This window comes from Streptomyces sp. NPDC056738 (assembly GCF_042790435.1).
In the GTDB taxonomy this organism is placed as follows: domain Bacteria; phylum Actinomycetota; class Actinomycetes; order Streptomycetales; family Streptomycetaceae; genus Streptomyces.
Genome location: NZ_JBHTZF010000006.1, coordinates 338,550 through 361,972 on the forward strand (window position 1 = coordinate 338,550; position 23,423 = coordinate 361,972).

The following is a 23,423-nucleotide window of genomic DNA, read 5'->3' on the forward strand; positions in this document are numbered from 1 at the left end:
CCCCTGCCACTGAGGCGCGACGCCCACCTCTGGGCACCCTCGCCGCCGAGGCGCGACGCCCCACCATCGAGGCCCCCACCACTGCTGTGGGTCCGACCCTCGGGCTCAGCCCGCCGCTGATGCGAGGCCTCCGTGATCCATGAGGGGCACGCCCGCTTAAGACATCCGGCTCGGCCGGCGCCGGGCCGAGCCGCGGCCAGCGATACGGTTCGACGTCCACGGCGGGACCCCGGGGCGCCGGGCTCACGCGACCTTGCCCGAGCGGAGCAGGGGCGGCGCGGAAGTCGCCGACAGAGGCGAGGCGGAGCCAGCAGGCACGCGTGGAGCGCCCGCTTCGCATTCTCAACTCCTCCTTACCTCTTCACTCCGTCTCTGGCTGGCCATAACCTCACTCTTCCCTACAAGATGTAGTGTTCCGGCCTCAGTCCCCACCGGTTCTCCCGCCCTCTCCCCAAGGTGATGTTCCACGGTGTCCGTACAACAGTCAGCGCTCATCCCGGAACAGCGGAACGCGAGCCCGCGCCGTGAGGCTCCGTCCGGACGAGCGGGCGACGGAATCCGGCCCAGAGCCGCCGCGTTCACGGTCTGGTACCTGCGGCTGCTCGCCGTCCTCAACGTCGTCGCCGTGTCCTCGCTGCCCTTCCGCGAAGAGGTGCACGAGCACAACGGAGGCGAGTTCTTCACTCCCTATCTGGCCACCGCCGGGCTGATCTCGGCGGCGCTGGCCCTGTTCCTCGCGCTCGTGATGCGGCGCCGCAAACGAGCCGCCTGGATCTTCAACCTGCTGCTCGCCGGGCCGCTCCTGGTGCTCTACGGCGTGGCCCTGACCCAGGACCGCTACCAACGGCACGTCTTCAACTGGATCTCGCTGCTCCTCACCGCGCTGTTCGTCGTCGCCCTCCTGCTGGGGCGCAAGGAGTTCCACGCCGTCGGGGACCGCTCGAATCCCCGACTCGCGCTGGCCGTCGGCGCGGGCGGCCTGCTCGTCAGCGCGACACTGGGCACCCTGCTCGTCAGCGCCACCAACCGGGTGTCGGGCACACCGCTGAGCGACCGGATCGCGTACACCCTGCTGCGCGGAATCAGTGTCGGCCCGCTCGCCGACCGGTTCGACAGCGTCGTCGCGCCCCGCTGGGTCGACATCCTGGTCAACGCCCTGGTGGCCGCCACGTTCCTGCTGGTGCTCTACGCGTGCTTCCGTTCCCCGCGTGGTCTCGAACTTCTCGGCGAGGACGACGAGACCCGGCTGCGGGCCCTGCTGGCCCGACACGGGGAACGCGACTCGCTCGGCTATTTCGCGCTGCGCCGCGACAAGGCGGTCATCTGGTCCCCGAGCGGCAAGGCGGCGATCGCGTACGGCGTCCGCGGCGGGGTGACCCTCGCGTCCGGCGACCCGATCGGCGACCCGGAGGCCTGGCCCGGCGCGATCGAGGCGTGGCTGCGGGAGGCGCGTCGGCACGCGTGGACGCCCGCGGTGATGGGGGCCGGCGAGGAGGCCGGGACCGTGTACGCCCGGCACGGCCTGGACGCCCTGGAGCTCGGCGACGAAGCCATCGTGGACCGGTCCGACTTCACCCTGGAGGGACGCGCCATGCGCGGCGTCCGGCAGGCGCACAAGCGCATCCGGCGCGCCGGATACACGGTCCGCGTCCGTCGGCACGAGGACATCCCCGAGGCCGAGATGGCCGCGTTGACCGACAAGGCGGACCAATGGCGCGACGGAGCCACCGAACGCGGCTTCTCCATGGCGCTCGGCCGGCTGGGAGACCCCGCCGACGGACGCTGCGTGATGCTGGAGTGCCACGACAGCGAAGGCGAACCCCGGGCCGTGCTGAGCTTCGTGCCGTGGGGTGAGCGGGGCCTGTCCCTCGACCTGATGCGCCGCGACCGGAACTCCGACAACGGCCTCATGGAGTTCATGGTGATCGAACTGCTCCAGCACGCCGAGGAGTTCGGTGTCGAGCGGATCTCCCTGAACTTCGCGATGTTCCGGTCCGTCTTCGAACGCGGCACCCGGCTGGGCGCGGGACCCGTACTGCGGCTGTGGTGTTCGGTGCTGACGTTCCTCTCGCGCTGGTGGCAGCTCGAATCCCTCTACCGGGCCAACGCCAAGTACCGGCCGGTCTGGGAGCCTCGGTACCTCCTCTTCGAGAAGAGCGCGGACCTTCCCCGTATCGGTATCGCCGCGGCGCGCGCCGAGGGTTTCCTCGCCCCGCCGGCCCTGCCCCGGTTCGCCTCCCGGCGCCCGGCCCACCCGGACCGGCCATCCCAGGAACCGCCCCTCGCTGCACCCGCTGCACCCGCTGCACCCGCCGCGACCTCGGGGACCTCGGCCGGGTCCGGAAGTCCCGGGGCGTCCGCCCCGGGCGAGTAGCGCCACGCCGCGGACCGCGGCCTCGATCCGTCGGCACACGGCCGGGCACCCAGGAGGTGCCCGGCCGCGGTGTCTCCACCCGCCCCTCTCCCCCGGCCAGGCGTCCCTCTACGACGGCGGCAGCCCCGCCCGACCGTCGGAAAACAGCCGTTCGCCCCGTAGTTGGCTGGACCGACGCCATCGACGGGAGGGTCCACGAGCGTCACTGTCAGTGCCGTGGTGCACACTCACGATCAATGGCCGTACGCATGGGGAGGACACGTGTTCAGGGGGATCGACGAGGTCGACTGGGCCTCGATGCAGCATGCGTACGGAAGCGCCGCGGACGTGCCGGAGCTGCTGCGGGGACTCGCCTCACCGCTCCCCCGGGAGCGGGAGACCGCGCTCGACGGGATGTACGGAGCCGTGCACCACCAGGGCGACGTGTACGACTCGACGCTCGCGTCGATCCCCTTCCTCTTCGCACTCGCCGCCCGCGCCGGACTTCCCGACCGGGGCGGAATCGTGGAACTGCTCACCAGCATCGGCGGTTCGGACGACGCGGACACCTTCGGGGACACCTCCGGGGACGCTGAGGACGGCGCGGACGAGGACGGCGGTGGCCGGGACTCGGAGGTCCCCGAGGACGACAACCACGCGATGGCGCACGCGGCGGTCCGGGCGGGTTCCGCGGTATTCCTGGACCTCGTCACGGACGGCGACCCGCAGGTGCGCCGCGCCGCGCCGACGGCGCTCGTACGCTTCCACGGCGAACCTCCTCGCGTCCTGGCCCTGTTGAGCGACCGCTTGCGGGACGAACAGGAGGACGGCGTCCGGCTGGCACTGGTCGAGGGTCTCGGCCTCTTCGCCCGGCTCCACGGCGGTTCCTCGGCCCCGGCGGTGGACTGTCTGGTGTCGCTGTGCGGCCCGCCGCACGACCCCGGGCTGCGGCTCGCGGCGCTCGGTCAGCTCGCCTCGTGCGCCCTCGACCGGCTGCCCGCCGACCTCGTGCCGACGGTCGTCGCGCTGCTCCACACCCGGTCACAGCGGATCCGGCCGTCCAGAGAACCCGTCCGGACCTCGTCCGACACCCTCATCGGCAGTCTGCGCCGGATGCGCCCGGCGGACGAGGAGGGGGCGCAGTTGCTCCGGACGCTCCACAAGGCGCTGGGCGCCCGCACCACGGACCGGATCGCCCTGCTCAAGGGACAGTTGAGCTGCCAGAACACCGCCGACCGGTGCAACGCCGTCTGGATGTCGGCGGGGCTGTTCCGTGAATGGCGGGGCGCGTACGAGGAGCCGGTCGCGCTGATCGGGGAGCAACTCGGCTCGGACGAGGAGCGGTTGCGCTGCGCCGCCGTGTCCGTCCTGGAGTTCCTGTTCACGCTGGCGGTTCCGGCGGCGGACCGGCTCGCCGACCTCGTGGAGGCCGGCACCGACTCCCGGGGGCGGGGTACGGCGACGTTGTACCGCCCTCTGAAAGCCCTCGCCCGGTGCGGGGACGTACGGGCGATACCAGCGCTCGCCGAGGTGCTGCGGGGCCCGGCCGTGCCGAACGAGACCGGGTACGCGATCGGCTTCCTGGGACCGGCCGCGGCACCGCTGGCTCCCCTGCTGCGCGAGCGGCTGGCCGAGGTTCCGCTCGACTCTCCGGAGACGTACGACCGTGCCGCTCCGCTGCTGTCCACGCTCGGCACGCTGCGGTACGCCGCGGCCCTGCCCGAGGTGCTGCGACTGCTGCACGGCACACCAGGGGATCTGCGGCTCCGGAACGCCCTGGTGAAGGCGCTGGCCAGGACAGTCGCCGCGTTCGGCCCCCGGGCGCGTGAGGCCGTACCGGCGCTGCGGGAACTGCTGACGGATGAGACCGGTGAGAACGCCGTGGCGGCGGCCGACGCGCTCCGGGAGGTGGAGGGGGACGTCGAGGCGGTCCTTCCCGTTCTCCTCGGGGCGCTGGCACCGGAGCGGGACGCCGGAAGTCGCCGGGCGGCGGCCGAGGCGCTCGGCCGGTCGGGGGCGGCGGCCGCGCCCGCGCTCCCCGGGCTGCGACGCCTGACGGACTCCGCCGAGGTGTGGGAGCGGACGGCCGCCGCCTGTGCCCTGTGGGAGATCGCCGGAGATCCGGACCCTGTCCTGCCGGTGTTCCGCGAGGCCTGGCGGAACCCGTACACCCGGGGCACCGTCACCGCCTGCCTCGTCCGGATGGGCGACGCGGGCGCGCCCGTCCACGACCTGGTCCGAGCGGAGCTTGCCTCTCCCCGCCGTCACCGCGCCCGGTCCGGCGGCCACGGCAGCCACGACGTCCTCGACGACGAGACGCTCCTGAGGGACTGCCGGAGGGTACTGGAGATCGCGTAGGGACGACCCGAAGCTGCCCGCGAGCGGGCGTAGCGGTGGGGTGAGGGGCCGCAACGGCGGAGCGAGCGGCCGCAATCAGTGCATAAGTGGGGTGAGGGGTCGCGGCGGCGGGGGCCGGCGGCCGCAACAGCAGGGCGCGAGGCCGTGGCGGTGTGCGGCTGGGCGACGCGGGGCGTGGCGGTGGGCGACGCGGGGCGTGGCGTGGCGCTGGGCGACGCGGGGCGTGGCGCTGGGCGACGCGGGGCGCTGGGCGACGCGGGGCGTGGCGGAGGCACGGGCCCTTCGCCGTCCAGGCGCTGGGGCCCTGTCGGCTCTGGCGCCAGGTGCATGGACCCTGCCGGCTCCCGCCACTCAGGGCTGGGATCCTGTCGGCTCAGCTCGTCATCCGGCCCCAGAGCGGGCCGATCCGGGCCCAGTCCTCGTCCCAGCGGTCCACGCGACGGCGTTCCAGGCGGCCGCGGAGGAAGCTGCCGACGGCGAGGGGGATGCCCGCCACCCCGGCGCCGGCGAAGACGCCGATCAGCCAGGCCCGCAGCCGGGCCACGGGGACGGTGGTGGGCCGGTCGACGAGACGCCCGTCGGGGTCGGTCCACACCAGCACCGGGGTGTCCGCCAGGGTGCCCGCGGCGACCCGCACCTGACCGGAACGGACGGTGCCGTCCGGTGCCGTCCAGCGGACCCTCGTCCACACGACGCGGCCGGCCGGCCCGCTCGCTTCCCGCGCGTCCTCGATCAACTGGGCGGGGACGGTGCGCGACTCCGCCCGCTCCCTCGCGAGACTGTTCTCCACGGCGCCGACGGTCGCCAGGCCCGCCACCGCACCGCCCAGCACCGTGAACACCCAGGCCGCGAGCATGATCCAGGCTTCCAGGACATCGCTTCGCCGCCGCAGCGGGTTCCTCCGCCACCGCCACAGCCAGACCCCCGGACCACGGAACGCCGCCATCAAGGGCCTCCTCCTCACGACCGCACGGACACGCCACATCTCCTTCCCTTACGCGCGTGCTCCACGCGATGCTCACACCTCGCGCCCACCGGCTCGTCCGACCTGCCGGACCGGAGCCCCGGCACCGGAGCCGGAAGGTGCCGACACACCCCGTCCGACCTGCGCAGACGTCACAGCGGAAGGTGACTGTCGGTGCCGGGGTGCAGACTGGCCCGTAGCGCAGACAACGACGTCGCGGAGGTGGCCGGTCATGGCCGACGTACTGCTCACGGTAGGCACCCGCAAAGGCCTCTTCATCGGGCGACGGCGCGGCGGCGCCTGGGAGTTCGACGAGAGTCCGTACTTCAACGCGCAAGCCGTGTACTCGGTCGCGATCGACTCCCGGGGCGACAATCCCCGGCTGCTGGTCGGCGGGGACAGCGCGCACTGGGGCCCGTCCGTGTTCCACTCCGACGACCTGGGCCGTACGTGGACCGAACCCGCGCAGCCCGCGGTCAAGTTCCCCAAGGAGACGGGCGCCTCGCTGGAGCGGGTGTGGCAGTTGCACCCGGCGGCCGCCGAACCGGACGTGGTGTACGCGGGCACGGAACCGGCCGCGCTGTACCGCTCGGAGGACCGGGGCGAGTCCTTCGAACTCGTCCGCCCCCTGTGGGAGCACCCCACCCGCTCGAAGTGGGTCCCCGGAGGTGGCGGCGAGGGGCTGCACACCATCCTCACAGACGAGCGCGACGCGCGCGCCGTGACGGTGGCCGTGTCCACGGCCGGGGTGTTCCGCACCGGCGACGGCGGCGCGAACTGGGAACCCGCCAACTCCGGTGTCTCCGCCGTGTTCCTGCCCGATCCGAACCCGGAGTTCGGGCAGTGCGTGCACAAGGTCGCGCGTGACGCGGTGAACCCGGACCGGCTCTACCTCCAGAACCACTGGGGGGTGTACCGCAGTGACGACGGGGCCGGGCAGTGGACCGACATCGGCGCGGACCTGCCGTCGACGTTCGGCTTCACGGTGGCGGCCCACCCGCACCGCGGGGACACGGCCTACGTCTTCCCGATCAACGCCGACGCCGACCGTGTCCCGGCCGACCGGCGCTGCCGGGTCTTTCGTACGGACGACGCGGGCACGACCTGGGAACCGCTGACGGCGGGCCTGCCCTCCGAGGACCACTACGGCACGGTGCTGCGGGACGCCCTGTGCACGGACGGCGCGGACCCCGCGGGCGTGTACTTCGGCAACCGCAACGGCGAGGTGTACGCGTCCGCGGACGACGGCGACAGTTGGCGACAGCTCGCCTCGCACCTCCCGGACGTCCTGTGCGTCCGCGCGGCGGTGATGGCCTGATCCCGGCCGAAGCCGGAGGGGCGTGACCTGAACCCGGCCGAGGCCGGAAGGGCGTGACCCGAACGCAGCCGAGGCCGGACGGGCGTGGCCTGAGCCCTGTCGAGGCCGGAGGGGCGTACCCGCCCCGGCCGGGAAGCCGTCATCGCTGCCTCCCGGCTGGGAAGCCGTTATCGCTGCCCCGGCTGGGAGGCCGTCAGCGCTGCCCCCGGCCCGGCGGGTCGGCCCGTCATTCCGCGAGTACGGCGGACGCGAGCCTCACCCGGGTGCCGATCGCCTTCTTGATCTTGGCCAGAGCCACGCTGTTCTTCTCGATCGCCTGCCGTTGCAGGGCGGCGTCGACGGCGTACCAGACGCCGACGACGTTGTTCCGCTTCTTGCAGTCCGCGTCGGCGCGGGCCGCCGCCTTCTCCTTCACCGACGCGGTCCTCGTACGCCAGGCCGGGTCGCTGGTGGCCGCCAGCGGGTCCGAGTAGGTGAAGCCGCGGCCTTCCATGCACCGGGACCACTGGGCGAACACGGCTTTGACCAGCGGATGCTGCCGCGAGGCCTCGAAGCTCTCGATGTTGATGTCGTCGGAGAGCTTCGCGTCACCGCCGGCTTCCGGCCCTTCGGATCGCAGTCGGGCCCGGGCCTCGCCGACACATCCGCCGACCGGAATCCTCCGGCCCTTGTGGACCTGGCCACCGGCCTCGGTGGAGCTGGGTTTGACGTGCGGGTCGTTCGTCCCGGTCAGTACCAGCGTCGTCTCCGCGGACAACGGGGCGGGTTCGGTGGTCGCCGGGGCGGTTCTGCTGCCGGCCGGAGCGAATCCGTCGGTCGCCGCCGCCCCGGGGTCGGTCACGCCGTACCGGAACTGGGTGGGGGTCCTCGGCCGGAACACCGGGGCCGGGGCGGGAGACGTGTAGCGCAGCCCGAACCGTGCCATGCATGCCTCGGTCAGCTTGGCCTGGGCCGCGGTCAGTTCGTCCGACTGCTTGTCGCTCAGGAGGTAGGGGGCGATCGGCAGCGTCCGGTCGGCTGCCGTGATCAGCCGCGGCACGGAGGAGACCTCCGGCATCGCGACGGCCGCGCCCTTCGGCCGGGCGGGCCCCGGGGACGACGGCGAGGACGAGGAGCAGCCCCCGGCCATCAGCACGGCGGCCGTCGCCAGGACGACGGCGGCCTTCGGATAGCCGCGGACAGGGGACGAGTTCATGAGCCGGTGTGTCCTCGATGCGGTGGGTGGGTACGCAAGGACGGCCGAGCGTGCGGCCGGGGCGCGGGGGATGCCCCGCCCGGTGTGTTCGGAGCGGGGCACCCCTGCGCGAGGCTGCGTGCGGGACCTCGGTCGGTCGGGAGGTCCCGGCGGATCAGCCGAACTTCCCCGATGCGTTCTCGTTGCGCAGCGTGGAGTTGAAGTTGCCGCCGCCTCCCGCGGCGAAGCGCTGGCTCGCTCCGGTGTAGTTGACGTGGAAGTACACGGTGAAGGCGTTGTTGAAGTCCCAGTTGTCCACCGAGGCGGCGTTGTTGCGGACGCCCTGGCCGGCGCCGTCACTGCCGTTGGCGCTGGCCGTGAAGGTGTAGCCGGAGTAGTTGGGGATGTTGGGGAACTGCTTGAAGAAGGCGCCCTGATAGTTGGGGTGGTAGTAGATGCAGGCGTAGCCGCTGGAGCAGGTCGTGTCGGCCGCTGACGCGGGGCTGATGGTGAGGGCGGTGGCACCGGCGGCCAGGACGGCGGCGGCGGCCGCCGAGCGACGTATGTTGTTCACGGTGTGTCGTATCCCTTCCGGTACGGATGCGGGCTGCCCGCCATACTCGCCAGCGTGTTCGGTCGAGGGACACTCCTTTCCACCGCGGTCGAAATGCGCAGGTGGTCACCGGCCCGGCCATGTTTCCGCTCTCAAGTGCCCGATGGATGGGCCGCGTCGACCAAGGCGGATCCGGTGGGGGTTCGGGTGTGCAGGATGAGCTCGCCCTGCTGGAGGGTGCGCAGAAGACCCGCCGCGCGCAGTGCGGACAGATGATGACTCACCGTGGCGGCGGACACCCCCACACGGCGGGCGAGTTCCCCGGATGTCGTCGCGGTCTCGGTGGCGATCAGGATGGAGGCGCGGGTGCCACCCATGAGCCGGCCCAGAGCCCGGACCGTCACCGGCGCCGTCGTCCTGTCGTACCCGGCGGGGTAGACGAGGACGGGTGGCAGCGCGGGGTCGGCGAGCGAGTTGGCGGGTCCCTGGCCGAAGTGCGACGGGGCCAGGAGCAGTCCTCGTCCGTTCAGTCGGAGTGTCTGATCGACGGCGTACCGGACGTGCAGGACGGGCGGCGCCCATCGCATCAGCGACGGGTAGCTGTGCAGCAGTCCGTGGACTCCGCCGTCGAGAAGGGCGCGGGTGCGAATGGCCCGGTCCGCCTCGACGCTGTTTCGGATCGCATTCCAGTGAGGGGCGAGGGCGATTCGGTGATAGTCCAGCAGGAGTTTTCGTAAATCTTCCCGGGCCGAAAGATCCGCTTCGTACAAGCGCTCCAGCCAGGCGGATCCCCGGCCGCGGTCGAGGAGGTCGAGTTGACCGCGCACGACACTTCTGGGGCTTCCGGCCACGGATTCAATGATCGATTCGACCCCTCCGTGCCGCCGACTTTCCGGAGTGAGAAAGTCCGGAAAATATCCCGAGGCCGGGATCATGGGCATCAGCATGAGCCGAATGCGTTGCACCAGATCACTGCGGGCCGCTTCGGCCCTGACCTGCCGATACCACGGTTCATACCGGGCCACGGCAAGTCGCCTGCGTAATCGGAAGACGCTCAACACCAGTTCCCACATGGGATCCGGCGACGAGATCACCCTGGTTTTCAAGAGATCTTCGGTCGTGAAATGAATCCGCAGCATCTCCCACCCCCACGAGCCCCCACACCTCGTCGTTCATTGTCTATACCAGGAATGGCGGGACCCGCAAGAAAATTTCTCACAATTCCAGGTGCGCCAATCGATGTGCGCCAATCCATGTGCGCCCATCACGCCTGGCCGAATCGTCGATTACGGCCCCCATCAGCCCATATCACCGCCTCCATCCGGCGGATGGCTGAATTCATGCCGACGTTTTCGGGCAACCGGGTCGGCCGCACGGGGGTGGTTCGGTGTATCCGCTGCTTCACGGAGCCGTACCTCACGGAGCCGTGCCTCGCGGAGCCGTGCCTCGCGGAGCCGTGCCTCGCGGAGCCGTACAGGGAACTCGTCGGCCGGTCGGAGTCCAACGCCCCGCCCTGGCAGGCGTCTTGCGCCCGTAGCCGTCCTATTCGGCGACGAATCGGTCATCCCCGATCGCGGGACGGGCACCGGTTTGATCTCGGCCATGTGTACGGCAGTAGGGTGACGCCCGTGGCACCACGACCGTTGCATGAGATCGTCGAACCGGGCTGGGCGAAAGCCCTCGAACCCGTCGCAGGACGGATCGCCGAGATGGGCGACTTCCTGCGCGCGGAGATCGCCGCGGGACGCACCTACCTGCCGTCCGGGGCGAACGTCCTGCGGGCCTTCCAGCAGCCCTTCGACGACGTACGCGTCCTCATCGTCGGGCAGGACCCCTACCCGACCCCGGGACACGCGGTGGGCCTGTCGTTCTCGGTGGCCCCGGAGGTACGTCCGCTGCCGCCGAGCCTGATCAACATCTTCCGCGAACTGAACAGCGACGTCGGCGCGCCCCCGCCGTCCAACGGTGACCTCACCCCCTGGGCCGACCAGGGCGTGCTGCTGCTCAACAGGGCACTGACCACGGCACCCCGCAGCCCCGCCGCACACCGCGGAAAGGGCTGGGAGGAAGTCACGGAACAGGCCATACGGGCACTGGCCGCACGCGGACGACCGCTGGTGTCGATCCTGTGGGGCCGCGATGCCCGCAATCTGCGCCCCCTGCTCGGCAGTCTCCCCTCGGTCGAATCCGCGCACCCCTCCCCCATGTCGGCGGACCGCGGCTTCTTCGGCTCGCGCCCCTTCAGCCGCGCCAACGACCTGCTGACGAAGCAGGGCGCCGAACCGGTGGACTGGCGCCTGCCGTGACACCCGGCGGAGGACACGGCCGACCGCGCGACGGGCAGAGCCCCGCCGTGGTGCTGGCCGTGGACTCCGGAGGCTCGGGCCTGCGTGTGGCGCTCGGCGCCCACGGGGCCCCGGACGACGCAGACGGCAGCGCACGCCTCGCGGCCCCGGACCGGCTCGGTGGACCGCTGACCTCCCGGGAGCCGGTCCGTACCGGCCCGCGCGGGATCTCGGCCGATCATCTGCTGGAACAACTGCTGCCGATGGCACGCCGCTTGATGGCCGAGGCGGGTGCCGATCGGCTCGGGGCCGTGGCCGTCGGCGCCGCAGGTCTGGCCACGCTCGGCGACGAACTGAGGGACGAACTGCCGGCCGCGCTGGAGCGCGAACTGGGCGTACGGCGGCTCGCCCTGGCGGCGGACGCGGTGACCGCGTACGCGGGAGCCCTGGGCAGCCGGGCGGGCGCCGTGATCGCGGCGGGCACCGGCATGATCGCGATCGGCACCGACCTCACGTCCTGGCGCAGGGCCGACGGCTGGGGCCATCTGCTCGGCGACTGCGGCGGCGGAGCCTGGATCGGCCGCGCAGGCCTGGAAGCGGCCCTGCGCGCGTTCGACGGCCGCCCGGACGGCTCGGCCGCGCTGCTGGCACGGGCGGAGGACAGGTTCGGACCGATGCCGGAACTTCCCGGCCTGCTGTATCCGCGCACCGACCGGGCCGCCGTCCTGGCCTCCTTCGCCCCCGACGTGGCCGACCTCTCCGGGAGCGATCCCGTCTCCTCGCGCATCCTGCGGACCGCCGCCCGGCACCTGGCCGAATCGGCCGCCGCCGTGTGCGCCGCCGACGGCGATCGCCATCTCGCCTTCACCGGGGGCCTGTTCAACCTGGGCGCCGCGCTCCTCGAGCCCCTGGACGAGGAGTTGGCCGAGCGCCTGCCGAACGTCCACCGCGTACCGGCGGCGGGCGACCCTCTCGACGGCGCGCTCCGGATCGCGGCCGACCTGGCGGACGGCCGGCTCGCGCTGCCCCTGGACGAACGGATGTTGCACGTGGTGGCCGAAAAGCCGTACCCGGAAATCCATGGCCCGAATACACCGTAGGGCCGACAAGTAGGCGTTTACCGATCACTTCTGATCCGTACGTAACTCATCAGACAAAAGCGGACGGATACCGCTCACCTGCACCCTCCCCGAACAGGGGAACCCAAGAAACCAGTAACATGCGGCGCCATGAGCTCCCCCACTGGGCCCGCGTCCGGCCTGCCAGTACGAATGCCGCGACCCCGCCAAGCCGGGCGGCACCGCCGTCCGGAACCTCTGGCGGCTCCTGAGGGCGCGCCCGCGCTCGTCCTCGCGGTGCCGGGCACCCCCAGCGCCGCCACGCGCAGCCTCGCCGAGGAGGTCGTGAGCATCGCCCGCTCCGAGCTCCCCGGCCTCGATGCCCGCATCGGTTACCTGGATGGGGACGACGAGTTCCCCACGCTGCAGTCCGTGCTGACCCACGCCGCCGAGGAGCGCACCGCGCGCTTCGAGCAGGCCCGCGCCGCCGGTTCCGACGTCTCGGAGCCCGACGGCCCCGTCGGCATCGTTGTCCCGCTGCTCGCCGGTCCGGACAGCGCCCTGCTGCGCCGCATCCGCCAGGCGGTCATGGAAAGCCGTGTCGCGGCCGAGCTGACCGACGTCCTCGGTCCGCACCCGCTGCTCGCCGAGGCGCTGCACGTGCGTCTCTCCGAGGCCGGTCTGGCCCGCGCCGACCGCGCCCGGCTGTTCACCGTGGCGACCGCCGCGGACGGCATCGTGCTCGCCACCGTCGGCGGCGAGGACGCCGTGCAGGCCGCCGGGATCACCGGCATGCTGCTCGCCGCGCGGCTCGCCGTGCCGGTCATGGCTGCCGCCCTCGACGAGGAGGGTTCCATCGCGGCCATCGCCGAGCAGCTCCGCGGCTCCGGTTCGCAGCAGCTCGCGCTCGCCCCGTACCTGATCGGTCCGGAGCTCAACGCGGGTCTGCTCGACGCGGCCGCCAAGGAGGCCGGCTGCAGCGCCGCCGAGGCCCTCGGCCCGTACCCGGCGATCGGCAAGCTCGCGCTCTCCCAGTACACGACGGCGCTGGGCATCGCCCCGCCGCAGTCCCAGGGAGCGCCGGCCTTCTAGTCGGCCGCCGCCACCGCACCACCCGTACCACCCGCACACCGAAAGGGCCCGCTCCTGAGTCAGGAGGGGCCCTTTCCCATGGGCCGACGCCGACGTACCGGGTGGAGACGCACCAGGCGGGAAGGGGTCGGGCCGGCCGCGTCAGTCGAAGACCACGCAGGACGCGGCGGGCGCCTCGACCGAGCCGCCCCGGACCGGAACGCCGGTGTCCGGATCGACGACGAACCAGGTCACGTCGCCGGAGCGCTCGTTGGCCGCGTACAGGAAGCGCCCGGACGGGTCGAGGGCCAGCGCGCGCGGCCAGACGCCGCCGCAGGGCACCTCCGCGACGAGTGTGAGCCCCTCGCCGCCCGCGTCGACGGCGAACACGGAGACGGTGTCACACCCTCGGACGGCGGCCCAGACGAAGCGGCCGTCGGGCGAGACGACGATGCCCGAGGGGTACGCGTCGCCGTCCGGGACACCGGACAGGACCGGCGCCTCACCGACCGGCCGCAGCGTGCCCTCCCCGGCGTCCCAGCGGCAGACGGTGACGGTCGGCGCGAGTTCGTTGAGGACGTACACGTGCTCGCCGCGGGGGTGGAAGGCGAGATGGCGCGGCCCGGAGCCGGGACGCAGCGCGATCTCGCGGTGCACGGTGAGGTTTCCGCCGTCGAGGGCGCACACCCGGACCGAGTCCGTGCCGAGGTCCACGCTGACCGCCCAGCGGCCGGTGAGGTCGGGCTGCACCTGATGGGCGTGCGGCCCCTGCTGCCGCTGTGTGTGCGGACCGGAACCGGCGTGCCGGAGCACGCTGGACGCGGCGGGCGCCAGTTCCCCGCCGGGGCGGACGGGTACCGCGCTGACGCTGCCCGAACCGTAGTCCGCCGTCAGGACGTGTCCGTCGAAGACACTGAGGTGGGTGGGGCCGCTGCCGCCGGTCGGGGTCGGCGGACCGGTCAGTTCCGGTTTGTCGCCGTGCACCCGGTAGGCGGCCACCGCGCCCTCGGCACTCTCGCTGACCGCGTACAGGACGTCGTGCGCGGGAGCGAACACGAGATACGAGGGGTCGGGTACGTCGTCGGCGGCACCCAGCACGGTCAGCGCGCCGGTGTCCGGGTCCACGGCCGCCGCGAGGACGCCGAGCCCTCCCGCCGCCGTGAACGAGCCGATGAACGCCCGCTGTCGCCGCCTGTCGCCGTGCGCCACTGCTGTCCCCTCTCGGTCCCGCGTCATCGGGGCGACGGTAGCAGTCACGGGGCTGCGGTCTAGACCAAAGCCCGGGGGTCGAGGGGACGGCCGCACGTCGGGCCGTCCGGTTGACGGACGGCCGTACGCCGGCCCCGCCGGTCGGCGGACGGGCGAACGGGTGGACGGCGGCCGGTCTGGCGATCCGGCGGCGGGAAGCGGGGGTGCGCCAGGCTGCGTACCGAGCCGGGGTGCGACAGCGTGCGTACGGCACACATATGGACGCACGTGGGCCACGAGGGCACATGGAGCCCGCAAGACGGCCGCCACGAGCCTCTCCGGCGCCCGCCGGACCCGAGGCCTCCGGAACGACTCCGAAGCCGTCCAGCGGGCGCCCTGGGCCTCGTTGTGGATCTTCGGAGCCGACACCGGCGGAGCTTCCTCGGCCCCTGCACCGGGCGACCCCGCACCGATAGAGAGAATCGGCCCCTGGGGCGTCGTACGACGCCCCAGGGGCCGGAGGAAATGCGGTGCTGCCCGTGTCCGTCAGGCGCCGACGACGAGTCGGGAGCGGGGAACCGGACCACGCAGCGGTGTCGCCATGTCGACGAGCGCGCGCTCCAGGCCGTGCAGGTGCACGAGCGCCTGCTCGGCACCGGGGTGATGGCCCGGGACACCGTGGTGGGACGCCGGAGCGCCGCCCGGTACGGCGCCGACCAGGGACTCCATGGCGGTCTCGACCCGTCGGCAGGCCGCGGTGAGGCGCGCGTCGTGCGAGGCGTCCGGGTCGGCGGCGACCGCGGCGAGACCGCGCACCTCGCGGGCGCAGTCGTCCAGCAGGGCGAGGATCGCGCGCGCCCGCTCCTTGCGCTGCCGCATCGGGTTGAGCGGATGCACCAGAGGTGCGAGAGCCATCCGTACGCGCCCCAGAAGGGCTTCGAGCTCCCCCGCGAGCGGTGCCGGGTCGGCCCGGTCGTCACCCGCGAGCCGCCGGGCCGCCGCCGAGGTACAGCCGTGCACGGCGTGCAGGGCGCGCTCGATCCAGCGATCGGTGACCGTGTGCGTGGTGATCGGCAGGACGAGCCCCACCGCGAGCGCGGCACCGAGCGCGCCGACACCGGTCTCGGCGAGCCGGAGGCCCAGCAGCCCGGGATGCAGGACGCCGAGCAGCCCGTAGAGCAGGCCCGCCATGACGGTGACGAAGAACATCATCCAGCTGTACGAGGGAGCGGCGGTGTAGAAGATCCCGAAGACGCTCACCGCGACGAGGACGGCGGTGGGGGCGGGCGCTCCGTGCAGCGGCACGGCGACCAGGAGCCCGGCCACGATGCCGACGAGCGTGCCGATCACGCGCCGGAAGCCCCGGACCAGCGTCTCACCGCGCGAGGCCGTGTTGACGAAGATCCACCACGCTGTACCGACGGCCCAGTACCAGCGGTCGTGCGAGAGCAACTGGCCGGCGGTGAGTGCGAACGCGCAGGCCGCGGTCGCCTGGAAGGCCTGACGGGTGGCGGGGCGCGCCAGCCCGCGCCCTTCCAGCGGCAGCGGCGCCGCGGGCAGGGGGCTGCGTCGCTCGATGCACCATGCGCCGAACCGCACGGCCGAGGAGGCCGTCAGTGACATCGCGACGGCCGCGTAGAGCTGCGGGAGCTGGCCGGGCACGGCGTGCAGGAACTGCGTCGTGAAGAACATCATGAACGCGAAGATGCCGAGGGCGTGACCGCGCGGGCCGAAGCGGCGGGCGTACACCCCGGCGAAGATCACGGCGAGCCAGGTCGCGTCCCGCAGCAGCGGCGCCCCGTGCAGGGTGGTCGCCAGCGCGAGGACCGGGAAGCCGGCCACGGGGAGCAGCGCGGTGGTGCCCGCCTGGCCGCGCACGGTCGGGTCGCCGACCGTGAACAGCGCGAGGAGCGCCGCGAGCCCGCCCGCGATCGAGGCCGGGAGCGAGAGTCCGGTCAGCTGGCACAGCGCGACCGCGAGGCCGATGCCGAGAACCGCCCGGAGCGACACCCGCAGACGGAACAGTCCCGGATCCGGCGCCATGAACATCTTCTTCACCTTCGGCGGCCCGCCCCCACTTCGCAGTTCAACAGAGATCCGGCATGCGCGGCGCACATGCGAAAGGCGCCGCGGGTCCGGAACGGCTTCCTTGCCGTCCGGCACTACGCAGCGCCATCGATACGGACAAGGTACGTGGCGGCCCTGAACTGGCTCAACCGGCGTGGTTTCGGCTGGGCCATTGGTACAGTCGAAGAAGAACATATTCGGCCGCGAGGAGGCCAACGGACCATGCCCGTGGACGAGCTCGACACCCGCATCCTGCGGTTGCTCCTGGAGCAGCCGCGCACCAGCGTCCGTGAGTACGCCCGTGTCCTCGGGGTCGCCCGGGGCACGCTCCAGGCCCGCCTCGACCGGCTGGAGCGGGACGGGGTGATCACCGGGACCGCGCCGTCGCTGTCTCCCGCCGCTCTCGGTCATCCCGTGCTCGCGTTCGTGCACATCGAGGTCACGCAGGGGCATCTGGACGACGTGGGCGACGCGCTCGCCGCCGTGCCGGAGATCATCGAGGCGTTCTCCATCACCGGCGGCGGCGATCTGATCACCCGGGTCGCGGCGCGCGACAACGCCCACCTGGAGGACGTGATCCAGGCCCTGATCAGCCTCCCCGGAGTGGTCCGCACCCGGACCGAGGTGGCCCTGCGCGAACGCGTCCCGCACCGGCTGCTGCCCCTGGTGGAGTCGATCGGGCGGGCCACGCGGGGCTGAGCGCGACTCCGGGCCACCGGGCCCACGCGTGCCGAGCGCGGCTCGGGGCACCGGGCCGACACCCGTCCGTGGGCCATTTCTCAAGTCCCGGCCGGAGCTCCGCCGGGTGCGCCAGAATGCCGGGCGGCGAGAGGTTCCGGCCGCCGAGGCGGCCCGGCCGTGACACGACCGGGAGGTTCCGGCGGTCGTTCCGGAAGGAGTACGCGTGCACCCCGAAAAGGACGCACCCGCGGGCTCGGGGGCGCCGCCAGGTCCGTACGACCCGGCCGGCGGCCCGGGCACGGAGCGACGCTCGTACGACGCGGCCGCGGGCTCGGGGGCGACGTCGCCCCCGAGGGTCCGACCCGCGGCGGGCTCGGGCACGCCGACCGGAGCGGACGACGCCCCGCACGGTCCGCTGCGCTCGGACGCGCGGCGCAATCGTGAGCGCATCCTGGCCGTGGCCCTCGCGGAGCTGACCCGCTCCGCCGACACACCGCTGAGCGCGATAGCCAGGAAGGCGGGCGTCGGTCAGGGGACCTTCTACCGCAACTTCCACCACCGCGAGGCGCTCATCCTGGAGATCCACCGCCACGAGGTACGGCAGGTGACCGAGGCGGCGGCGCATCTGCTCGCCACCCGCCCGCCGGACCGGGCGCTGCGGGAGTGGACGGACCGTCTCGCGCGGTTCGCGATGGCCAAGGCGGGTCTGACCGAAGCGCTGCGCACGACCACCGCCACACCCCGGGGACTCCTCACGAGCCTCGACCACGGGCCCCTGAGCTCGGCGGTCGCGCTCCTGCTGAGGACCAACGAGGAGGCGGGCACGATCCGGCCGGGGGTGACTCCCGACGACTTCCTGCTCGCCGTCGCCGGGCTGTGGCACCTCGACCGGCACGGCGACTGGCAGGCGCACGCCCGCCGCCTGCTGGACCTGGTGACGGACGGCCTGCGCGTGGGCGCGCCGGGACCGGACACGCGCGCCACGCCTGCGGACTGAGCCCGCGGCTCGCGCGCGGGCCGGGAGCGCCGTCGGTCACGATCAGCCGGGGCCTGCCTCGAAGGGGGTCGGCTCAGCGGCGGACCAGCCGGACGTGCGTCGCGGCCAGCGATGCGACCGTCTCGGCCACCCGGTAGCCGTCGATGGCGTCCCCGAGGTCGCTGAGCAGGAGTTCTCCGCCGCCCAGGAGCCGCGGGACGACGGCCATGTGCAGTTCGTCGAGGAGTCCGGCGCGCAGGTACTGCCGCACGGTGGCCGCTCCGCCGCCGAGCCGGACGTCCTTGCCCGCCGCCGCCTCGAAGGCGCGGGCGAGGACCTTCTCGACGGGTTCGTCGGTGAAGTGGAAGGTCGTTCCGCCCTCCATGACGACGGAGGGCCGCAAGTGGTGCGTGTGGACGAACACGTCGTTGTGGTACGGAGGGTTGGCGCCCCACCAGCCCGTCCACGACTCGTCCTCCCAGGGTCCGCGGTGAGGCCCGAACATGTTGCGGCCCATGATGGTGGCGCCGATGTTCTCCTCGCTGCGCCGGACGTACTCGACGTCGGTCCCGTCCTTGCCGTCGGCCAGGTCGCGCATGGCGGCGAACATCCACTCGTGCATGGTCCCGAAGCCCTCGCCGAGCGGATGCTCGAGATCCTGGCGTGGACCGGCGGCGTAGCCGTCCACCGAGACGGTGATGTTGTGTACGCGCAGCTTGGGCATGGCCGTGCTCCCTGGGTTGGTGGTGTCCCGCTCTCACCCGTACGTCGAACGGGACGCGCGGGGATCGACGGGCTCCCGAAAGATTTCCCTGCCGCCCGGAATCCGGCCAGTCGTCACCGGGCCGCCGTCACCGGGCCGCCGAAGGAGGCGGCAGGCGCAGTTCCGCGAGGTCCGGAGGGATGGGGGTGTCGGGGCGGAAGAACGGGGCGGGTTCGCCGTCGGGCGCCGTGGCCGGTGCGTCGGTGAGGCGGAAGCGGTCGCGCAGCCGTCCGTAGAAGTCGGTGGGGCGCAGCCGGATGAGGCGCACCCGCTGCGGGGCGCGGAAGACCCCGATCCAGTCGCCGGGGTCGAGCACCCCGCGCAACTGGCCGTCGATGCTGACGGCGGCCTGGCCCGAGTGGGGCAGCACCCGCAGGGCGACGGGCTCGTCCGGGGCGGCGACGACACTGCGGTCGAAGGTCATGTGCGGCGCGATCGGGGTGAAGACGACGGCGTCCATGTGCGGAGAGAGCACGGGGCCGCCGGCGGCGAAGCTGTAGGCGGTCGATCCGGTGGGGGTGGCGACGGCGAAGGCGTCCGCCGAGTAGGAGGCGAGCAGCCGGCCGGCGAGGTACACGCCGACGCCGACCTGGCGGTCGCGGGCCAGTTTCTCCAGGACGACGTCGTTCAGGGCCGTGACGTCCAGCGCCACCCCCCAGCCGTCGCCCTCCGTCGTCTCGCCCCTGACCTGCGGCGGGGGCAGTGCGGGACCCCGCCCGTAGCAGAGGACCGTCTCCACCTCCGCGGGGATCTCGAGGACCCGGGAGGCCCGCAGCGTCAGGGTCATCCGTTCCTCGACCGTGGCCCTGCCCTCGTGGACCGTCTGCAGCGCCCGGGTGACGTCGGCCGCGGGCACCTCGGTGAGGAAGCCGACCTTGCCGAGGTCGACGCCCAGCACGTTCGCACCGCTCTTGACGGCGATCCGGGCGCCGCGCAGGAAGGTGCCGTCGCCGCCGAGCGTGACGACGAGGTCCGGGTTGCCGGCCGCTTCGGCCTCGGCGCGTCCGCCGCGGCGCCGCTGGTCCTTGGCCCAGACGTCGATCTCGGTGCACCGGATGCCTCGCGCGTCGCACCACTCGTGAACGGCGCGGGCCACGTCGCGGGCCGCGGTCCGCCCCTGGTGGACGACCAGGCCGACGCGGTGCACGGACACGGCAACCTCCTCCAGGTCCCATGGGGTACGTACCGATCCTTCCACGAATGGGGTGTTTCGGACGGGGAGAGGGGGCCGTCCGGCCGCACCGAGGCCCCGCGGCGCCGCCGGACCGGGAAATCCGCGGGGGCGCCGGGCCGGCGTGCGGCGACGGATGTCGGTCGCGGGTGCCGCCGCGGACGTGCGGCGACGGAAGCCCGGCTCGGGCGCCGCCGCGGACGTGCGGCGACGCAAGCCCGGCTCGGGCCCGGCGAGCGGCGCCCGGCCAGTGTGCGGCGAGTGGCGTGCGGTGTGCGGCGGCGGATGCCGGTCCCGCACGCCGGCCGCGACGCCGGCCGCTTCACCCCCCGCGACGCCGAACCGATCACCCGGGCGCGCGATCCCGCGCCGAGGCCCGAGTGCCGGAGCGGCCATGCCGCCGTAACCCCAACTCCCCTCATGAACAGCCGACTTGGCCATGTCTCCCACCCAGAGCGGGACTTGCCGCCACGAGCGTCGCTCCGGCCCCGAATCCCCCGGACGGATTCCGGCCGTGTCGGTGTCACCCGGGTAGGGCAACTCGCCTCCGTTCAGCACGAGTTCGGGTGCCGTCAGCAGCGGGGCAGCCGGCACAGGAGCCGTTCCGCGGGCCGAACAGTTTCGGACACTTGGGCATCCCGCGGAACGCTGAACGACTATCGTCTCGAATTGACGTCTCCTGAGCGACCGACAAGGCTCGGAGATCCCGCCATGGCCGCTTTCATCCGCATTGCGCACTACTTCGACCGCCCCCATGAAAGGTTCCTTTCGTGATCAACAGCAATCACGGGACTGATTACGAGAGCCTTCCGCTCGACCGCAAAGGCCAGGCCGAAGCCTTCGACGCCATCGGCGACCGCTACGACGAGGCCTTCCCGCACAAGGAAGGCCAGGTCACCGCGGGCGAGTGGCTGGTCGGATCACTGGCCGAGGGGGCACGGGTCCTGGATCTCGGCTGCGGCACGGGTGTGCCGACCGCGCGCCAGATGGCGGACGCGGGGTTCGAGGTCGTGGGGGTCGACCTGTCCGGCGGCATGGTGGAGCTCGCGAGCGGATACGTCCCCGAAGGGACCTTCCACCAGGTGGACCTCGCCGATCTGCGCCCGGGCGGTCCCCGCGACCTCGGGCGTTTCGACGGCGTCGCCGCCTTCTTCTCGCTGCTGATGCTGCCGCGCGCCGAGATCCCCCTCGCCCTGCGGACCGTGCGCCATCTGCTGGTGCCCGGCGGCCTGTTCGTCCTGTCGATGGTCGAGGCCGACGTGGACAACTTCGCGATCCCGTTCCTGGGGAACACGATCCGGGTCTCCGGCTATCTGCGGGAGGACCTGCACAAGGTCGTCGAGGAGGCGGGCTTCGAGATCGTCAAGGAGACCTCGTACACGTACGCCCCCGCGGTGACCGACGTCCCGCCCGAGGAGCAGGTGTTCCTGTGCTGCCGGCGGTGTGACTGAGGAGCGGAGTCCGAGCCGCGGACCGCGCCACCCACCCGACGGGACAGAAGCGTGACCGAGCACCGCACCCCCCAAGAGGGCACCGCGCCGCCACAGGTCCTCCTGCCACCTGTGGCGGTGACGGACGGCCGCGTGCCACAGACCGACCGCCTCCGGTACCTGGACGTGGCGACGCGGCGGATCGCGCGCGGGATGGATCTGGACGAGACGCTCCGGGAACTGCGGCAGGCCGCCGTACCGGCCTTCGCGGACGCGGTCTTCATCCACCTCGACGATCCGCTGCCGGTGGGCACGGAGACGTCGACGGGACCCGTCGTGCTCCGCCTGCACAGCTCCGAACGGACCTGGCCGGGAGCGACGCACACCGCCACGACGCTGTACGGCGACACGGCCGTGAGCGCCGCCCCGGCCACACGCGTGGGGGCACCCCCGCAGGTCGAGGCAGCCCCGTACCCCGAGGCAGCCCCTCACGCCGCGGCAGCCCTTCACGCCGACCCGGCCCCGTACACCGGCCAGACCCCGCCACCACCGCTCCCCGACATCGCCGAGCGCGTGGAACCGGCCGGCGGCGGCCGGCTCGCGGAGCTGCTGCGGGACGGGCGTCCCGCGTTCGGTGACGCGCCCGGCAACGCGCCCGCCGTCGCCGAACTGCTCGCGGCGGGGACCGTCCCGCCCGACACGCTTCCGCCGGGCCACCGTCTGATCATCGCGCCGCTGCACGGCAGCCATCACGTCATGGGCACGGTCGTCCTGGTCCGGTGCGCCGACCGCCCGGTCTTCACCAGCGACGATCTCCTCGTCGCCTCGCAGCTCGCCACGCACACCGCGCTCGGGGTCCAGAAGGCGGTGATGTACGGCAACGAAGCCGCCGTCGCGGACACCCTCCAGCACACCATGCTCCCGTCGTCGCTGCCGGAACCCACCGGCATCCGGCTGGCCAGCCGCTATCTGCCCGCCTCCAAGACCGCCCAGGTCGGCGGCGACTGGTACGACGCGATCCCGCTGCCCGGCAACCGGATCGCCCTGGTCGTCGGCGACGTCATGGGCCACTCCATGACCTCCGCCGCGATCATGGGCCAGCTCCGGACCATCGTGCAGACCCTCGCCGGGCTCGACCTGCCCCCGAACGAGGTCCTGCACCACCTCGACGAGCAGGCCCAGCGGCTGGGCAGCGACCACATCGCCACCTGCCTCTACGCGATCTACGACCCGATCTCGCACCGCCTGCTCATGGCGAACGCCGGCCACCCGCCCGCGGTTCTGCTCCACGAGGACGGCCGGGCCGAGGTGCTGGGGGTTCCGCCCGGCGCCCCGATCGGCGTCGGCGGTGTCGTCTTCGAGTCGGTGGAGATGGCCGCGCCCCCCGGGGCGACCCTGGTGCTGTACACCGACGGACTCGTCGAGTCCCGCGACACGGACATCGGCAGCGGCGTCGAGGCGCTGCGCGGCCGTCTCCAGAGCACCGGCCACGGACTCGCCTCGCTGGAGGTGCTCTGCGACCAGGTGCTCGGGACCCTGGGCCCGGGGACCCGGGACGACGACATCGCCCTGCTCACCGCCCGATTCGACGGCTTCCCGCCGGACAGCGTCGGTTACTGGTTCCTGGCCCCGCACCCGATGACCGCGGGTCAGGCGCGCCGGCTGACCCGCAGGGCACTGCGCCGCTGGGGTCTGGAGTCGCTGGTCGACCCGACGGAACTGATGGTCAGCGAGATCGTGACGAACGCCGTGCGGTTCGCCTCCCGTCCCCTGTCGCTGCGGCTGCTGCGCACCGACGTGCTGCGCTGCGAGGTGACCGACGACTCGCCCCAGGTGCCGAGGATGCGGCAGGCCGGCGCCGGGGACGAGAGCGGTCGCGGCCTCTTCCTCGTCAATCAACTCGCCCTGCGCTGGGGCGCGACACGCGTGAGCAGCGGCAAGGTCGTCTGGTTCGAGCAGAAGATCCCCGCGAAGTAGCCGCCGCGAGGACGGCGTCCGGCGCCTTCACCCGCG

The 23,423-nt window shown here is 72.8% G+C and carries 18 protein-coding genes; 10 read left to right on the top strand and 8 right to left on the bottom strand.

The features are described 5' to 3' along the window. The first annotated feature begins 469 nt into the window (after positions 1–469). Together ACFRIC_RS18520 and ACFRIC_RS18525 are read left to right on the top strand one after the other, a co-directional pair. Positions 470–2,374, top strand: coding sequence for a phosphatidylglycerol lysyltransferase domain-containing protein (locus tag ACFRIC_RS18520; protein WP_382786786.1), 1,905 nt, complete (start codon positions 470–472; stop codon positions 2,372–2,374). A gap of 261 nt (positions 2,375–2,635) precedes the next feature. After that, positions 2,636–4,711, top strand: a complete 2,076-nt coding sequence (locus ACFRIC_RS18525; protein ID WP_382786789.1) for a HEAT repeat domain-containing protein — start codon at positions 2,636–2,638, stop codon at positions 4,709–4,711. 373 nt (positions 4,712–5,084) lie between these two features. Here the strand turns inward: ACFRIC_RS18525 and ACFRIC_RS18530 are convergent, their stop codons facing one another. Continuing rightward, positions 5,085–5,657 (bottom strand): hypothetical protein, encoded by a 573-nt coding sequence (locus tag ACFRIC_RS18530; protein ID WP_382786792.1) that lies wholly within the window; start codon positions 5,655–5,657, stop codon positions 5,085–5,087. 250 nt (positions 5,658–5,907) lie between these two features. Here ACFRIC_RS18530 and ACFRIC_RS18535 point away from each other — a divergent pair, with 250 nt between their 5' ends. After that, on the top strand, positions 5,908–6,993 hold the full coding sequence (locus ACFRIC_RS18535; protein WP_382786794.1) for a WD40/YVTN/BNR-like repeat-containing protein: 1,086 nt from the start codon (positions 5,908–5,910) through the stop codon (positions 6,991–6,993). Positions 6,994–7,219: 226 nt separating this feature from the next. Here the strand turns inward: ACFRIC_RS18535 and ACFRIC_RS18540 are convergent, their stop codons facing one another. The 3 genes from ACFRIC_RS18540 to ACFRIC_RS18550 all read right to left on the bottom strand — a co-directional run bounded on the left by ACFRIC_RS18540 (position 7,220) and on the right by ACFRIC_RS18550 (position 9,859). Further along, positions 7,220–8,188: a hypothetical protein gene (locus tag ACFRIC_RS18540; RefSeq protein ID WP_382786797.1), complete on the bottom strand. Its 969-nt coding sequence runs from the start codon at positions 8,186–8,188 to the stop codon at positions 7,220–7,222. A 154-nt stretch (positions 8,189–8,342) separates the two neighbouring features. Further along, positions 8,343–8,741 carry a peptidase inhibitor family I36 protein gene (locus ACFRIC_RS18545; protein ID WP_382786800.1) on the bottom strand — a complete coding sequence of 133 codons (399 nt, stop codon included), beginning with the start codon at positions 8,739–8,741 and terminating at the stop codon, positions 8,343–8,345. Positions 8,742–8,872: 131 nt separating this feature from the next. Further along, positions 8,873–9,859 (bottom strand): ArsR/SmtB family transcription factor, encoded by a 987-nt coding sequence (locus ACFRIC_RS18550; RefSeq protein ID WP_382786803.1) that lies wholly within the window; start codon positions 9,857–9,859, stop codon positions 8,873–8,875. Positions 9,860–10,348: 489 nt separating this feature from the next. On the opposite strand from ACFRIC_RS18550, the gene ACFRIC_RS18555 reads away from it, so the two are divergent. The 3 genes from ACFRIC_RS18555 (at position 10,349) to ACFRIC_RS18565 (ending at position 13,155) form a co-directional block, all read left to right on the top strand. Beyond that, entirely contained in the window at positions 10,349–11,026 is a 678-nt protein-coding gene (locus tag ACFRIC_RS18555; RefSeq protein WP_382786806.1) for a uracil-DNA glycosylase, read from the top strand. Further along, positions 11,023–12,105, top strand: coding sequence for an N-acetylglucosamine kinase (locus tag ACFRIC_RS18560; RefSeq protein ID WP_382786810.1), 1,083 nt, complete (start codon positions 11,023–11,025; stop codon positions 12,103–12,105). The genes ACFRIC_RS18555 and ACFRIC_RS18560 overlap by 4 nt, the downstream gene beginning before the upstream one ends. A 129-nt stretch (positions 12,106–12,234) precedes the next feature. Continuing rightward, a complete protein-coding gene (locus ACFRIC_RS18565) occupies positions 12,235–13,155 on the top strand; it encodes a sirohydrochlorin chelatase (protein ID WP_382786813.1) in 921 nt (306 codons plus the stop codon). A gap of 141 nt (positions 13,156–13,296) precedes the next feature. Here ACFRIC_RS18565 and ACFRIC_RS18570 read toward each other — a convergent pair whose 3' ends face one another. After that, positions 13,297–14,370 carry a lactonase family protein gene (locus ACFRIC_RS18570; RefSeq protein ID WP_382786815.1) on the bottom strand — a complete coding sequence of 358 codons (1,074 nt, stop codon included), beginning with the start codon at positions 14,368–14,370 and terminating at the stop codon, positions 13,297–13,299. 498 nt (positions 14,371–14,868) lie between these two features. Continuing rightward, positions 14,869–16,371, bottom strand: a complete 1,503-nt coding sequence (locus tag ACFRIC_RS18575; protein ID WP_382786817.1) for an FUSC family protein — start codon at positions 16,369–16,371, stop codon at positions 14,869–14,871. 240 nt (positions 16,372–16,611) lie between these two features. On the opposite strand from ACFRIC_RS18575, the gene ACFRIC_RS18580 reads away from it, so the two are divergent. Both ACFRIC_RS18580 and ACFRIC_RS18585 read left to right on the top strand, forming a co-directional pair. Beyond that, positions 16,612–17,088 (top strand): Lrp/AsnC family transcriptional regulator, encoded by a 477-nt coding sequence (locus ACFRIC_RS18580; RefSeq protein WP_382786820.1) that lies wholly within the window; start codon positions 16,612–16,614, stop codon positions 17,086–17,088. A gap of 397 nt (positions 17,089–17,485) precedes the next feature. Continuing rightward, positions 17,486–18,067 carry a TetR/AcrR family transcriptional regulator gene (locus ACFRIC_RS18585; RefSeq protein WP_382787238.1) on the top strand — a complete coding sequence of 194 codons (582 nt, stop codon included), beginning with the start codon at positions 17,486–17,488 and terminating at the stop codon, positions 18,065–18,067. 73 nt (positions 18,068–18,140) lie between these two features. Here ACFRIC_RS18585 and ACFRIC_RS18590 read toward each other — a convergent pair whose 3' ends face one another. Both ACFRIC_RS18590 and ACFRIC_RS18595 read right to left on the bottom strand, forming a co-directional pair. Then, entirely contained in the window at positions 18,141–18,770 is a 630-nt protein-coding gene (locus ACFRIC_RS18590; protein ID WP_382786823.1) for a dihydrofolate reductase family protein, read from the bottom strand. 127 nt (positions 18,771–18,897) lie between these two features. Continuing rightward, the gene (locus tag ACFRIC_RS18595) at positions 18,898–19,962 is read right to left on the bottom strand and encodes an NAD(+)/NADH kinase (RefSeq protein ID WP_382786826.1); all 1,065 of its coding nucleotides are present in this window, start codon (positions 19,960–19,962) and stop codon (positions 18,898–18,900) included. A gap of 788 nt (positions 19,963–20,750) precedes the next feature. On the opposite strand from ACFRIC_RS18595, the gene ACFRIC_RS18600 reads away from it, so the two are divergent. Then, positions 20,751–21,431, top strand: a complete 681-nt coding sequence (locus tag ACFRIC_RS18600; RefSeq protein ID WP_382786829.1) for a class I SAM-dependent DNA methyltransferase — start codon at positions 20,751–20,753, stop codon at positions 21,429–21,431. A 192-nt stretch (positions 21,432–21,623) separates the two neighbouring features. Further along, positions 21,624–23,387 (top strand): SpoIIE family protein phosphatase, encoded by a 1,764-nt coding sequence (locus tag ACFRIC_RS18605; RefSeq protein WP_382787240.1) that lies wholly within the window; start codon positions 21,624–21,626, stop codon positions 23,385–23,387. Positions 23,388–23,423 lie beyond the last annotated feature (36 nt).